This window comes from Chryseobacterium sp. 1B4, assembly GCF_036631475.1.
Taxonomy (GTDB): Bacteria; Bacteroidota; Bacteroidia; order Flavobacteriales; family Weeksellaceae; genus Chryseobacterium.
On the sequence record NZ_JAPNUF010000007.1, the window covers coordinates 337,266 to 350,644 of the forward strand.

Annotated in this window: 13 protein-coding genes and 3 pseudogenes; 13 read left to right on the plus strand and 3 right to left on the minus strand. The window is 37.3% G+C overall.

The annotated features are described in order from the left end of the window. Positions 1 to 156: 156 nt before the first annotated feature. The 6 genes and pseudogenes from OWR28_RS10925 to OWR28_RS26960 all read left to right on the plus strand — a co-directional run bounded on the left by OWR28_RS10925 (position 157) and on the right by OWR28_RS26960 (position 6,613). Entirely contained in the window at positions 157 to 597 is a 441-nt protein-coding gene (locus OWR28_RS10925) for a GPW/gp25 family protein (protein ID WP_002979175.1), read from the plus strand. Between the two features lie 24 nt (positions 598 to 621). Next, positions 622 to 1,470, plus strand: coding sequence for a type VI secretion system baseplate subunit TssF (locus tag OWR28_RS10930; protein ID WP_332386629.1), 849 nt, complete (start codon positions 622 to 624; stop codon positions 1,468 to 1,470). A 178-nt stretch (positions 1,471 to 1,648) separates the two neighbouring features. Next, the gene (locus OWR28_RS10935) at positions 1,649 to 2,503 is read left to right on the plus strand and encodes a hypothetical protein (RefSeq protein WP_332386630.1); all 855 of its coding nucleotides are present in this window, start codon (positions 1,649 to 1,651) and stop codon (positions 2,501 to 2,503) included. A 309-nt stretch (positions 2,504 to 2,812) separates the two neighbouring features. Further along, positions 2,813 to 5,641: pseudogene (uvrA, locus tag OWR28_RS10940) on the plus strand (excinuclease ABC subunit UvrA). Positions 5,642 to 5,959: 318 nt separating this feature from the next. After that, the gene (locus tag OWR28_RS10945; protein WP_332386631.1) at positions 5,960 to 6,364 is read left to right on the plus strand and encodes a hypothetical protein; all 405 of its coding nucleotides are present in this window, start codon (positions 5,960 to 5,962) and stop codon (positions 6,362 to 6,364) included. Positions 6,365 to 6,478: 114 nt separating this feature from the next. Continuing rightward, positions 6,479 to 6,613: a bacteriocin-like protein gene (locus tag OWR28_RS26960; protein ID WP_002979182.1), complete on the plus strand. Its 135-nt coding sequence runs from the start codon at positions 6,479 to 6,481 to the stop codon at positions 6,611 to 6,613. A gap of 30 nt (positions 6,614 to 6,643) precedes the next feature. Here OWR28_RS26960 and OWR28_RS10950 read toward each other — a convergent pair whose 3' ends face one another. Both OWR28_RS10950 and OWR28_RS10955 read right to left on the minus strand, forming a co-directional pair. Beyond that, positions 6,644 to 6,988, minus strand: coding sequence for a hypothetical protein (locus OWR28_RS10950; RefSeq protein WP_332386632.1), 345 nt, complete (start codon positions 6,986 to 6,988; stop codon positions 6,644 to 6,646). Continuing rightward, complete coding sequence (locus OWR28_RS10955) at positions 6,952 to 7,188, minus strand: hypothetical protein (protein ID WP_332386633.1); 237 nt, start codon at positions 7,186 to 7,188, stop codon at positions 6,952 to 6,954. Before OWR28_RS10955 ends, OWR28_RS10950 begins: the two co-directional genes overlap by 37 nt. 116 nt (positions 7,189 to 7,304) lie before the next feature. On the opposite strand from OWR28_RS10955, the pseudogene OWR28_RS10960 reads away from it, so the two are divergent. From OWR28_RS10960 to OWR28_RS10975, 4 genes and pseudogenes are all read left to right on the plus strand, one after another. Continuing rightward, positions 7,305 to 7,815: pseudogene (locus tag OWR28_RS10960) on the plus strand (DUF421 domain-containing protein). A gap of 129 nt (positions 7,816 to 7,944) precedes the next feature. Further along, complete coding sequence (locus tag OWR28_RS10965; protein WP_332386634.1) at positions 7,945 to 8,310, plus strand: N-acetyltransferase family protein; 366 nt, start codon at positions 7,945 to 7,947, stop codon at positions 8,308 to 8,310. 215 nt (positions 8,311 to 8,525) lie between these two features. Continuing rightward, a complete protein-coding gene (locus tag OWR28_RS10970; RefSeq protein ID WP_433986067.1) occupies positions 8,526 to 8,666 on the plus strand; it encodes a quinol oxidase subunit 4 in 141 nt (46 codons plus the stop codon). A gap of 109 nt (positions 8,667 to 8,775) precedes the next feature. Beyond that, a complete protein-coding gene (locus tag OWR28_RS10975) occupies positions 8,776 to 8,997 on the plus strand; it encodes a hypothetical protein (RefSeq protein WP_332386636.1) in 222 nt (73 codons plus the stop codon). A 41-nt stretch (positions 8,998 to 9,038) separates the two neighbouring features. Here the strand turns inward: OWR28_RS10975 and OWR28_RS10980 are convergent, their stop codons facing one another. Then, positions 9,039 to 9,353: a DUF4286 family protein gene (locus tag OWR28_RS10980; protein ID WP_041461755.1), complete on the minus strand. Its 315-nt coding sequence runs from the start codon at positions 9,351 to 9,353 to the stop codon at positions 9,039 to 9,041. A gap of 149 nt (positions 9,354 to 9,502) precedes the next feature. Between OWR28_RS10980 and gyrA the strand changes: the two are divergent. The 3 genes and pseudogenes from gyrA (at position 9,503) to OWR28_RS10995 (ending at position 13,160) form a co-directional block, all read left to right on the plus strand. Then, positions 9,503 to 12,099 (plus strand): annotated as a pseudogene (gyrA, locus tag OWR28_RS10985) (DNA gyrase subunit A). 28 nt (positions 12,100 to 12,127) lie between these two features. Beyond that, entirely contained in the window at positions 12,128 to 12,280 is a 153-nt protein-coding gene (locus OWR28_RS10990; protein ID WP_332386637.1) for a hypothetical protein, read from the plus strand. Continuing rightward, positions 12,252 to 13,160: a hypothetical protein gene (locus OWR28_RS10995; RefSeq protein WP_332386639.1), complete on the plus strand. Its 909-nt coding sequence runs from the start codon at positions 12,252 to 12,254 to the stop codon at positions 13,158 to 13,160. Before OWR28_RS10990 ends, OWR28_RS10995 begins: the two co-directional genes overlap by 29 nt. Positions 13,161 to 13,379 lie beyond the last annotated feature (219 nt).

The window sequence follows — 13,379 nt, forward strand, 5'->3', positions numbered from 1 at the left end:
AGAAGAAAAGGGATATAGAATATTCAGGGCTTTCAATTCAGGTTGAAGGCCCTTATTTTTCAATAATATTTTAAAGTATTGTAGCCATTATTTGCCGAAAATGCGTATTTTGGTATTTCGTTTTTAAACAGGACCATGAAGTAAAAACAATAAGTTATGGATACACCAAATTACAGAATGCCTTTCGTACCGTCTACTTTAATGACCGAAGGCGGAAGTATCGATACCTGCGATATGGGGGAAAGTATTGCCCACAATATTATGCTGCTGATCACTACCAAAAAAGGAGAGAACAGATACGATGAAAACTATGGAAATGATGTCTGGAACCTTGAATTCGATAATGGAGTTACAAGCGCCATCTGGGAAAGCGTTTTTATCAAAAGCCTAAGAAGACAGATTCAGGAATATGAACCAAGAATCGTAAACCCGCAGATTGATGCTCATATACAGTTTGTAGAGCACAGCTACGATACTAAAGAACACACCGAAATTAAAAAGAAAGTAAGAATTGCCATCAATGCAAAAATGGAGGAAACAGGAGAACGTTTCAGTTTTTCAACAGAACTGTTTCTGAGTCCAATGTCTATTGATTAATATTTTTAACAGCGAAAGAAAATTATGAATTTAGATCAGAATATTTATTCCAAAGAATCTGTAAAAGCAAGAATGCTGCAGAATGCAACTAAAGTATGGGGATTGAAAAGCCCGCAGTCTTTAGATCCTTTTGTAAAACTGCTGATAGATGCATTCAGTACAGAAGTTTTCAAGGCGAATAATGAAATACAGACGGTAAATGCCCGTATATTGGAAAAGCTGGCAAAACTGCTTACACCATCCATCTACACCCATCCTATCCCGGCTCATTCTGTGGCTTTTACACAGCCTTATGAGTCTTCTGAAATTTTACTGGAACATACAGAATTCTTTTTCCGCAAACAGATGACGTCCACTGTAAAATCAGAATCAGACAAGCAGCTGAACATTCCTTTTACTCCTGTAGGAAATGTAAGGATCAATAAAGTTCATACGTCTGTCATGTTTGTAGGAAATACCTGTTACAGTATTGATGACCGGTTCAATAAAATTCCTGTTGCAAGATTTCAGGGCAGGCCGGAAGATTACAGAAAAATCACAATAGGAGTAGATGTAAGCAAATATGTAAGTGAAAACTTTCCCAAATACCTGAGCATTTTCTGCTCCAATCCGGCTTTTGAGCATCTTGATTTTGTATATAAATTATTGCCTTACATCACTGTGTCAAGTAACGGTAATCCATTGTTTGTAAGGGAAGGATTAAGTTATCTTACAGAAAGTCATTCGGATGGTTACGAACAGATGTTCAAAGAACAATCCATCAGAAATAAGGTCATTGAAGATATTAAAAGCATTTACCGCCATAAGTTTATTGAAGTAACGGGAATCTCCCAAAGCCTTTTTCAGAACCGGGGAGCTTCCGCAGAACCTTGATTTCCTGGCAGGAAAAGAAGAAATCACTAAGTTCCTGGATAATAAACGTTACCTGTGGCTTACTTTTGAGTTTCCACCACAATTTTCAGCAGAAATCCTTGACAATTTTTCCTTTGTTCTGAATGCTTTCCCCATATACAACAGAGGCTGGAAAAAAACAGAATACAGCCTTGATATCATGGGAAATAATATTCCTTTGGTAACAGATGAAGGGGAGCACTTCCTGTATGTGGATGAAGTACAGGACGGTGACGGAAGAAAATATACTGAAATCCCTTTCACTCCGGCTGATGATCTTAAAAAAGGTTTATATACCGTAAGAAAAGGAGGCATGGAACGTTTTACCAGCAGAAATGCCGTTGATATGATTGCCAATGTTCTTGAACTGACAAGGGACGAAATTGCCGCATTTTCCCTTTTGAACAGAGATAATGTAAAAGGAGTTCTCAGCGAAATGTCCGATAAAATGAAATCCATGGTGCAGAAAGTAAACAATGCCAAAAGGAATATCAGACAGGAATTGAACTACGTGATTATGGAGCCCGTAGAAAAAACAGATCATACTTATGCCTCTTTCTGGGTAACACACTGTACCCTGGCCAATCACATGCGTCCGGGAACTGAACTTTCTAACCAGCTAAAGTCTCAAACGGTTGTACTGCTTACAGAAACATTGGGTGGAGCTGAAGAGCAGAAAGGTACTGACAGTATCCAGGCTTATAAATACGCGCTGACAACCAGAGATAAAATTATTTCTTTGGAAGATGTTAAAAACTACTGCCGTATGATTCTGAAAGATGAGGTAAAAGAAGTAAGGGTAAGAAGGGGGACAATGATCAGCAATAAGCCGAAAGAAGGTTTCGTAAGAACCGTTGAGGTAGAGATTGTTCCTCAGAATTATTCCTTCTATGGAAGAGCCTATTGGGAAAATATGGCCAATATTATCAGAAACCAGATTATTTCCAAGGCCATCGACGGAATCGAGTACATCGTAAGGATTACCAATGAAGATGTTGATTTCCAGGATATGTAATTTTTAAGGAAATTAACCAGTTTAAAATATAAATGCCGTCATTAATTAATACGGCATTTTTTGAATGATATCAATAGGAACGGGCTTTAGCCCGTTTTTTATTCAATAAAATTTTCAATCGGCTTTAGCCAAAACATAATATCTAAAACATATGAAATCAAATCAGGAAAATGTAAGAATATAAGTTCCGGTCTGTTAACAAAACCTAAGAATTTTTTATGAAACTTTTATCCCTTTTATATTCAAAAAAAGTCTATAAAATTTCGTATTTTTGCACGTTGTGATTTTCAGGCAAAATCACCCCAAATTATGAGTAAATCAACAGAATATATAGAAGTTTACGGGGCACGTGAACACAATCTTAAAAATATTAATGTAAAAATTCCACGCAACGAATTAGTCGTGATTACCGGCCTTTCCGGAAGTGGAAAATCATCATTGGCTTTTGATACCATTTTTGCCGAAGGCCAGCGTCGTTATATCGAAACATTTTCTGCTTATGCACGCCAGTTTCTGGGCGGATTGGAGCGTCCTGATGTAGATAAAATTGAAGGACTTTCTCCGGTTATTGCCATTGAGCAGAAAACAACCAATAAAAACCCGCGTTCTACCGTAGGAACGGTTACCGAGCTGTACGATTTTCTGCGTCTGCTGTATGCAAGGGTTTCGGATGCTTACTCTCTGTCTACAGGACAGAAGTTGGTGAGTTATACCGAAGAGCAGATTCTTGAAACCATCAAAGAAAACTATAAAGAGAAGATCATGCTTTTGGCACCAGTGGTGCGTTCCAGAAAAAGGGCATTATCATGAACTTTTTGTACAGATGGCCAAAAAAGGATACGGGCAGGCAAGAATTGACGGTGAGCTGCAGGATATTGAATATGATTTAAAACTTGACCGTTATAAAACCCACGATATCGATATTGTCATTGACCGTTGGATCATCGGGGAAAATGCTTCCGAAAGCAGAATGGAAAAATCATTGCGTACTGCAATGGAAATGGGAGAAGGAATTATCGGAATCCAGAAGCTGGGAAGTACAGATATTGAGTACTTTTCCAAAAACCTGATGGATGCAGAAACCGGACATTCTCTGGCACTGCCTGAACCGAATACCTTCTCATTCAACTCACCGAAAGGAAGCTGCCCGAACTGCAAAGGGTTAGGGACCATCAAAAAGATCAATACAGATTATTTCGTAGATAATCCAAAACTATCCATCAATCAGGGAGGATTATTGCCATTGGAAGATATCAAATCTAACAAATGGATACTGTCACAGATTAAAAATATCCTTGAGATTTTCGGATTAGGATTAACAACACCTTTAAAAGATATTCCGGAAGAAGCACTGGATTATATCTACAACGGATGTCACAAAGAGTTCAATAAAGACCTGAAATACGCAGGAATTACCAAAAAAATAAAAATAGGTTTTGATGGTCTGATTGCTTTCATGGAGGAGATTATTGATGATAGAGACTCGTACGAAGCTGTTTTATTGGAAAGACATTTTACCACAGAAGAAACCTGCCCGGAATGTGATGGCACCCGTCTTCAGCCTTCAAGTTTAAGTTTTAAAATTGATGGAAAAAATATTGCTGAAGTCAATGCTTTAAGCTTAGCGGATTTAAAAGACTGGCTGGCTGATGTTAAAGATAAATTCTCAGAAAAAATAAAATCATCGCTCATGAGATCTTAAAAGAAATTGAAACCAGGCTTCAGTTTCTGCTGGATGTCGGTTTGGATTATTTAAGTCTGAGCAGAAGCTCAAAAACCCTTTCGGGAGGAGAATCGCAGAGAATCCGTCTGGCAACACAGATCGGATCTCAGTTGGTGAATGTTTTATATATCCTTGATGAACCAAGTATCGGACTTCACCAGAGAGATAATGAAAGACTGATAAACTCCCTGAAAAACCTCAGAGATATCGGAAATTCTGTACTGGTGGTAGAGCATGATAAGGACATGATCCTGGAAGCTGATGAGGTGCTGGATATTGGTCCAAAAGCCGGGAAATTCGGTGGGGAGATCCTTTGGCAGGGGAAACCGAAAGATCTGGTGAAAGCAGATACCATCACGGCTCAATATATCAATGGTAAAAGAAAGATTGAAATTCCTGCAGAAAGAAGAGCAGGAAGTGGTAAAAATATTGTATTAAAAGGAGCTACAGGAAACAACCTTAAAAATGTAACCCTGGATATTCCTCTTGGAAAACTGGTTGTTGTAACCGGAATTTCAGGAAGTGGGAAATCTTCTTTGATCAACGGAACATTATATCCAATCCTTAACAAGCATTTCTACAGAGCGGTTCAGGAGCCGTTACCTTACAAAAAAATTGAAGGCTTAGAGAATATCGATAAAATTGTAGACGTAGATCAGACACCAATTGGAAGAACACCACGTTCAAACCCTGCTACCTATACCGGGATGTTTACAGATATCAGAAACCTTTTTGCAGAGCTGCCGGAAAGTAAAATCCGCGGATATAAGCCGGGAAGATTCTCTTTCAACGTAAAAGGCGGAAGATGCGAAACCTGTCAGGGTGGGGGATTGAAGGTGATCGAAATGAATTTCCTTCCGGACGTGTATGTTCATTGTGAAACATGTAACGGAAAACGTTTCAACAGAGAAACCCTGGAAGTCCGTTACAAAGGAAAATCAATTTCTGATGTATTGGATATGACGATTGATGAAGCGGTAGATTTCTTTCAGCCGATTCCAAAGATTTTTTCAAAAGTGAAAACATTGCAGGATGTGGGATTAGGATATATTACGCTTGGACAGCAGTCAACAACCCTTTCAGGAGGTGAAGCACAGCGTATCAAGTTAGCAACCGAACTGGCGAAAAGACAAACCGGAAATACCCTTTATATCCTTGATGAACCAACAACAGGATTGCATTTTGAAGATGTGAAAATCCTGATGGATGCCATCAATCAACTGGTAGAACTCGGAAACTCATTCATTATTATTGAGCATAATATGGATGTGATCAAATTAGCTGACCATATTATTGATGTTGGTCCGGAAGGAGGAAAGCATGGCGGACAGATCGTTGCGCAGGGGACTCCTGAAGAAATTGTGAAGTCTAAGAAAAGCCTGACAGGGAAGTTTTTGAAGAGAGAACTGGAGTAAAGATTTAAAAAATTATGCAGCATTTTTGTCATTCCAAAGAATCTAAATAATTTATTTCAGAATATTGATCAACTTTTAAATTAAAAATTGAGATAATAATTGGCTAAGCTTATCAGGTTTAGCCTTTTTTATGCTTAAAAACTACCTCTAATATTAAATTTTCATTTATTTTTAAAATTTATTTTACTGATAATCAATCAATTAAATCCTAATGTTAATTCAATGTTAACTGAATGTAAAATTAATATGAATTATTTTTAATAACTTTGGTTAAGAGATACAAAGATAGGTTAGTATAATATTTAAAACCAGTTAGTTATGAAAAATAGAATTCAAATATGCATTGCTTCACTTTTTGTTTGCGGATTTGCTGCTGTTTTAAACACTGCTAAAGCTCAGACTACAGATCATAGTACCATTCAGGAAATTCAACTGAATAGAAGTGAAACGTTTAATGATATCCGAAATAAACTGGAAGCCAACTTTGACCTTACCAATCCTGATTATAAACAGGGAACTGTAAACTCAGTGGTGAAATTTGATATTGCCAAAAACGGGAAAATCGTTAATGTTCATTCTACAGGAGACTGCAAGACCGTAAGCAGGGAAATTGAAACGGTGCTCAGCGATCTCGACTATAGAGTAGACCGCAAAAAACTGACTGAAAATATGGTTGCCTATACTTATGTAATGCCCGTGACAGTCGAAATTCACAGCAGATAATATTTATTGCATATTATTCAAAAATGTGTGAATAATGAAATCTTATCGTATTAAATTATAATAAAGAATAAACAGATATGTTTTAGTTTTGGGCTACCATAAAATTAAAACTATATGAAAAATTTAAAGAAACTGACAAAATCAGATTTGAAGTCAGTGAACGGAGGAGAGCCGGTAAAATACTGTACATTTTGCGAATGGGCAAATAAAGTAATTTGCAGCGATGTTCCAATCGTTCAATGCCCGTAAAAAACAAAGCCGCTTTTATAAGCGGCTTTTCTATTGTCTTGTACTTTTAACAAATTCTGTTAATCTTGCTTTAAGATCCCTGGAATTCCCTATTGTATCAAAAGCAATATTATCTATCTTCCATTCTTTCCCTGTATTTGTCAGATGTATGGTATCTGTCCATGTTACTTTCGGTGAAGAAAGGTTGTACTCAAATGCCACCGGTACTTCTGCAGTGGTATTGTTTATTCTGACCGATTTAATTTTATAACCTGTAAATCCTTCATATAAACTGGAGAAAAGAGCACCTTCAAAGATTAAAGGCTTTTCATCAGGATGATCACTGTTTTTTACCTTCTCTATATCTGCTTTTGAAGCATTGATAGCCTCTTCCAAAACTTTTTCAGATCTCCGGAAAACAAATCTTCCGGAATGGGTTGATTGTAAATTGCTTCATTAGACTTTCCATAAGCAGTATAAAGCTCATTTACTTTTGCATTGATGGCTGAATCCTGGGTTAAAGCTGGTTGTGCTTCATTTTTTTTACAGGATGCAAATAATAGAAAGATTCCTGAAAGGAGAAATAATTTTTTCATGATGTATTTTATAATATCGAAATTCACAGTCCAGATGTCAAAATTTATACCAACCGTCAATAAATTATTTTTTGCAAATCACAAAAATCAATATATTTGAGCAGATAAAAAAAATTGTGGATCCTATTCTTAACGTTGTTGTCCGTTCCCTCTGCGTTTACCTTTTCATGGTAATTGCCATCCGTTTATTTGGTAAAAACCAGCTTTCGCAGCTCAATGCAGGTGATGTAGTACTCTTACTGCTGATTTCAAATGCTGTTCAGAATGCGATGGTAGGGCCGGATACTTCTTTGCAGGGGGTATTGTTGCAGCACTCGTTTTGTTTCTTGCCAATTTTATTTTAAAAGACTTATGTTTTCCAGCCGTTCCTTTCAGACCTTTATGGAAGATGAGCCGGTTGTTCTTATCAGGGACGGAATAGCAGATCAGGCAGCTCTGAACCGCGTAAAAATTACAGAAAGCGAACTTGAAGAGGCAATAAGGGAACATGGAATTGAAAATATAGATGATGTAAAGCTGTCTGTACTGGAAGTAGACGGGAATATCAGTGTCGTTTCTCAGGATGAAAAAAGCAAGCAGACCCATTATTCAAGGATTAAAAGAAAAATCAAAAGAAAATATCACTAAAACGATGAATTACGAATTAAGAGAAATGCTTCCCACTGATGAAGCCAGGTCCTGGAAATTTTCCGCCAGGGAATAGACGGTGGAATTTCCACTTTTGAAACAGAAGTCCCAACTGCTGAAGCCTGGAGCATGGGATATTTTAACGATTGCCGCTGGGTATTGGAAAATGAAAATAACGAAGTTGTGGGATGGTGTGCCTTAAAACCGGTCAGTAAAAGAGAATGTTATAAAGGAGTTGCAGAAGTAAGCATTTATTTTGATAACGGATACCAGGGAAAGGGATTGGGTTCCGTATTGCTTAAAAAACTGATTTTAGACAGCGAAGATCATGGATTCTGGACATTACAGACCAATATTTTCTCCGAAAATGAAACTTCTATTAAATTTCATCAGAAAAACGGTTTCAGAATGGTAGGTGTCCGAAGAAAAATCGGTAAGCTCAACGGAGAGTGGAAAGACGTTATTCTGATGGAAAAAAGAAGTGAAATCATTTAGAATTATAATTGATGATTTTTGATAAGCGCTAATCTCCATAACAAAATTCACTATTGACTTGCGAAGCAAAATTGACCATTGACCATAAGACACTTTCATATTGCATCTTTAAACCCTGGACTTGAATTTTTGGCATTACCATTGTTATATTACATCAAGTTGAAAAAATAGAAATAATGAAAAATTTGTTTAAGATTACAGGAGTTCTTATCGTGATGTTTATGATGTCATCATGTATAGTTCATGACAACGGCCGTCGCGTTAAAACGATTCCGCCGGGACAGGCTAAAAAAGTATTTGGTGGAAGCGCAAAAGATTATGCTCCGGGACAGGTGAAAAAAAGATATGGTCACTAATCAGGAATAAAAGATTAACAGTTAATTTTTATCTGCGCAACGTTGATTTAAATATTTTTTGGCATCATCATTGATATATTTCGCTATCGAAATTGAAAAAGTGAAAATAATGAAAAGTATGTTTAAGATTGTTGGGGTAGGCGCAGTCCTTTTAATGCTGTCCTCTTGTATAGTGCATGAGCCGCATGGGAGAAGAATTCCGCCAGGCCACGCTAAAAGGTATTACGGAGGAAGTGCAAGATATTATGCACCGGGTCAGGTAAAGAAAGTTTATATTTATGAAGACCGTGGTCATCATCACAGAGGACGCGGTCACGGACATCACAGATAAAAAAGAAAGCACTGAATTTTTTCAGTGCTTTTTTATGATCATTATAATCTTGTTTTTTTCGGATTAAGGAAAGTATTAAAAACCATCACTTCCTGCCCGAACTTTTTCTCAATCCTTTCAGAAATATTCAAAAGCTCACTTTTAATAAAATCTTCACGAAGATCGTTATTATCAAAAATTAACAGAAGATTATAATTTTTTCCTTCCTCAATGAAGTCGCTGTGCACTTCAGAAAGAATATACTTGCTTACATCCATCAGGTTTTCAGTCATTAAAACCAGTGTTTCATCAATATAATTTTCCCATTCTTCTAGTCTGTCTTTTGTGCAGTGGAAAGTTATACTTAATACGCTCATATTTTTATGAATTTTTAAGATTTTTTGGATAAATTCTACAGCAAAAATCGGCATTTTTTTCGTAAATTAGCCCGTTAATAAAAATTGGAAATAAATAATTTTCAGACTTGCAGCTAAGGGTCTGAATATCATTACAATAAAATTTGTTTATGCAAAAAGAAGGAGAAAGACTGATTCCTATCAACATTGTTGATGAAATGAAGTCGTCTTATATCGATTATTCGATGTCGGTTATCGTTTCGAGAGCGCTACCGGATGTAAGAGACGGCTTGAAACCCGTTCACAGAAGAGTACTTTATGGTATGTATGGACTAGGGGTGTTTTCTAATAGAAAATATTTAAAATCTGCGAGAATTGTTGGGGATGTTTTGGGTAAATACCACCCGCACGGAGATTCCTCTGTATATGATGCTATGGTAAGAATGGCTCAGGACTGGAGCTTACGTTATCCTCAGGTAGACGGGCAGGGTAACTTCGGTTCTATGGATGGTGACCCTCCTGCAGCAATGCGTTATACTGAGGCAAGACTGAAAAAATCTCTGATGAGGTTCTTTCAGACCTGGACAAAGAAACGGTTGATTTTCAGAATAACTTTGACGACAGCTTACAGGAGCCGACAGTGATGCCGACAAAAGTTCCGAACCTTTTAGTAAACGGTACTTCAGGTATTGCAGTAGGGATGGCAACCAATATGGCACCGCACAACTTATCAGAATCTGTAGATGCAATCTGCGCTTATATCGATAACAAAGAAATTACGATCGATGAATTAATGCAGCATATCATTGCTCCGGATTTCCCTACAGGAGGTATTATTTATGGTTACGACGGTGTAAGGGATGCTTTCCATACAGGAAGAGGCAGAGTGGTTTTAAGAGCTAAAGTTAACTTTGATGAAATCGGAAACAGGAACGCTATTATCGTTACTGAAATCCCTTATCAGGTGAACAAAGCTGAAATGATTGCCAGAACAGCAGAGCTTGTTAAGGATGAAAAAATCCCTGGTATCCATGAGATCAGAGACGAATCGGACAGAAAAGGACTTCGTATTGTTTACGAATTGAAAAACGATGCCATTCCGAATGTTGTCCTTAACCTATTATATAAATATACAGCACTTCAGACTTCTTTCAGTGTAAATAATATTGCATTGGTACACGGAAGACCGGAGCAGCTGAACCTTAAAGATATCATTCACCACTTTGTAGAGCACAGACATGAGGTAATTGTAAGAAGAACTCAGTTTGAGCTTAAAAAAGCAAAAGAAAGAGCACATATCCTTGAGGGCTTCATGAAAGTGATTGGCACTCAGGATGCTTTAGACAGAGCTATTTCTATTATCCGTCACAGTGCGAACCCTCAGGCTGCAAAAGAAGGCTTGATTGAAGCTTTTGAACTTTCTGATATTCAGGCGCAGGCGATCCTTGATCTTAGATTAGCCCGTCTTACAGGGATGGAGCTTGATAAGATCCGTGATGAATACGATGCGATCATGAAAGAAATCGCGAATTTGGAAGACATCTTAGCGAACGAGCCAAGAAGATTCCAGATCATCAAAGAAGAATTGCTTGAGATTAAAGAAAAATACGGAGACGAAAGAAGAACTGAAATAGATTACTCAGGAGGAGAAATGTCTATCGAAGATATTATCCCGAACGAATCTGTAGTTCTTACTATTTCTCACGCAGGATACATCAAGAGAACTTCACTTTCAGAATATAAAATCCAAAGCAGAGGAGGTGTAGGTAATAAAGCAGCAACAACAAGGGATTCCGACTTCCTTGAATATATCGTTTCTGCAACCAACCACCAGTATATGCTGTTCTTTACAGAAAAAGGAAGATGTTACTGGTTAAGAGTATTTGAAATTCCGGAAGGCTCCAAAACAGCAAAAGGAAGAGCAGTACAAAACCTTATCAACATTGAACCGGATGATAAGATCAAAGCCTATATCAGAACCAACAACCTTAAAGATTCCGAATATGTAAATCAAATGAGCGTTGTAATGGTAACCAAAAACGGAACCATTAAGAAAACATCATTGGAAGCCTATTCAAGACCGAGAGTAAATGGGGTGAATGCTATTGAGATCAGAGATAATGACCAGCTATTGGGAGCTTACCTGACAAACGGAAATTCTCAGATCATGATCGCTACCAAAAATGGTAAATGTATCCGTTTCCCAGAAGAGAAGGTAAGAGAAGTAGGTAGAGGATCTATTGGGGTAAGAGGAATCTTGCTTGAAGACGGTGATGAAGCTATTGGTATGATTGTTGTGAACGATGTAGAGAACGAAACAGTACTTGTGGTATCTGAAAAAGGATACGGTAAGAGAACTGCAGTAGAGGACTACAGAATTACCAACAGAGGAGGAAAAGGAGTTATTACCCTGAACATTACCGAAAAAACAGGTAATCTGATTGCTATTCAAAACGTAACAGACGAAGATGGATTGATGATTATCAACAAATCCGGTGTTGCCATCAGAATGGGAATGGATGAGATGAGGGTAATGGGTAGAAATACTCAGGGAGTGAAACTGATCAACCTTAAGAAAAATGACGAAATTGCAGCCATTGCAAAAGTAGAAATGGATAAAGATGTAGAGGAAGATTCTGAAGAACCTGAAGAAACAGAAGAAGGAGTTGTAGGATCGCTATTTGATAACCAGGAAGACAATACAGTATCTCAGGCTGAAAATGAAGATTCAGCAGAGGAAAATGAGAATTCTGATTCTGAAGAATAAATTGTACAATTAATATAAAATAGTTATTATGAAGAAACTAATTTTAGGAATGGCTATCGTAGCGTCTGCTTTTGCTTTTGGGCAGAAAAAAGATGCCAATGCTCTGAACGCTCAGCTTCAGGAAACCAACAAGGCCGCTATGGATGCATACAATGCAAAAAATTATGCAGCTGCAGCCTAAGTTTATTGAAGTTTATGACTTATTGAAAGCTAACGGACAGGACAACAAAATATACATGTATTATGCCGGATTAAGCCACGCGTTAGCCAATAACAGTGACCAGTCTATCAAAATATATACAGATCTTGTTAATTCCGGATTTACAGGAGTAGAAACTACTTACACTGCAAAAGAAAAGAAAACAGGACAGGTTGTAAATCTTGATAAAGCGACATGGGAGCTAATGAAGAAAAATTCAGACTATACTGATTTCAAAACAGAACAGACAAAAAGTATAGAACCGGATTTATATGAGACCCTTGCTTCATTACTTCTTAATGCAAAAAAACCGGAAGCTCTTGCTGTTATCGAAAAAGGATTGGCAAAGTTTCCTAATAATGCAAAGCTTAAAGAAGCTCAGACTACAGCATACCTTCAGTCAGGAAATACAGACAAATTCGTTTCAGGATTGAAAGAGCAGTTAGCTAAAAACCCTAACGATGCTACAAACTGGTACAACCTTGGAGTAATGCAGGCTAAAAACCCAGCTACAGTTAACGATGCTTTAGAAGCGTTCAAAAAAGCAGTTGAGCTTAAACCTGACTTTTCTGATGCATATCAGAACTTAGTATACACTACTATCGGTGATGATGCTAAAGTAGTAGGTGAAATCAATGCATTGAGAAAAGACAAGCCGGATGAAGCTTCTAAACTGATCGACGCAAGAAGAGAAAGATTTGCAAAAGCATTACCATATGCTGAAGGATGGTATAAAGCCAATCCAAAAAGTCTTGATGCGGTTTCTGCATTAAAAGAAATTTATGTAGTAACTAAAAACATGGATAAAGTTAAAGAAATGAAAGCTAAAGAAGCTGAACTTACAGCAGCTGGAGCAAAATAGTCATTTTGATAACAACAGATATAAAAACCGGAACAGAAATGTTTCGGTTTTTTATTTTAAACAGAAAGTGGTGACTGAGGTTCTATAGGAGCTTTAAATCTGTTATAATTTTGAATTAAAATCTATAAACCTAACAGGTTTCAAAAACCTGTTAGGTTTAATTTGTTACCACCCGGCTATAGGGTTTCTGTTTAAAATTCTCCATGCCCAATTTATGCA

Excerpts from the sequence above, each read along its gene's own strand:
- OWR28_RS10945 (WP_332386631.1), top strand. The coding sequence starts at position 5,960 with ATGAAAAATAGAATTCAAATATGCATTGCTTCACTTTTTGTTTGCGGA.
- OWR28_RS10970 (WP_433986067.1), top strand. The coding sequence starts at position 8,526 with ATGTTTATGATGTCATCATGTATAGTTCATGACAACGGCCGTCGCGTT.
- OWR28_RS26960 (WP_002979182.1), top strand. The coding sequence starts at position 6,479 with ATGAAAAATTTAAAGAAACTGACAAAATCAGATTTGAAGTCAGTGAAC.
- OWR28_RS10925 (WP_002979175.1), top strand. The coding sequence starts at position 157 with ATGGATACACCAAATTACAGAATGCCTTTCGTACCGTCTACTTTAATG.
- OWR28_RS10975 (WP_332386636.1), top strand. The coding sequence starts at position 8,776 with ATGAAAAGTATGTTTAAGATTGTTGGGGTAGGCGCAGTCCTTTTAATG.
- OWR28_RS10995 (WP_332386639.1), top strand. The coding sequence starts at position 12,252 with ATGCAAAAAATTATGCAGCTGCAGCCTAAGTTTATTGAAGTTTATGAC.
- OWR28_RS10955 (WP_332386633.1), bottom strand. The coding sequence starts at position 7,188 with ATGAAAAAATTATTTCTCCTTTCAGGAATCTTTCTATTATTTGCATCC.
- OWR28_RS10990 (WP_332386637.1), top strand. The coding sequence starts at position 12,128 with ATGAAGAAACTAATTTTAGGAATGGCTATCGTAGCGTCTGCTTTTGCT.
- OWR28_RS10930 (WP_332386629.1), top strand. The coding sequence starts at position 622 with ATGAATTTAGATCAGAATATTTATTCCAAAGAATCTGTAAAAGCAAGA.
- OWR28_RS10935 (WP_332386630.1), top strand. The coding sequence starts at position 1,649 with ATGGGAAATAATATTCCTTTGGTAACAGATGAAGGGGAGCACTTCCTG.
- OWR28_RS10965 (WP_332386634.1), top strand. The coding sequence starts at position 7,945 with ATGGGATATTTTAACGATTGCCGCTGGGTATTGGAAAATGAAAATAAC.
- OWR28_RS10980 (WP_041461755.1), bottom strand. The coding sequence starts at position 9,353 with ATGAGCGTATTAAGTATAACTTTCCACTGCACAAAAGACAGACTAGAA.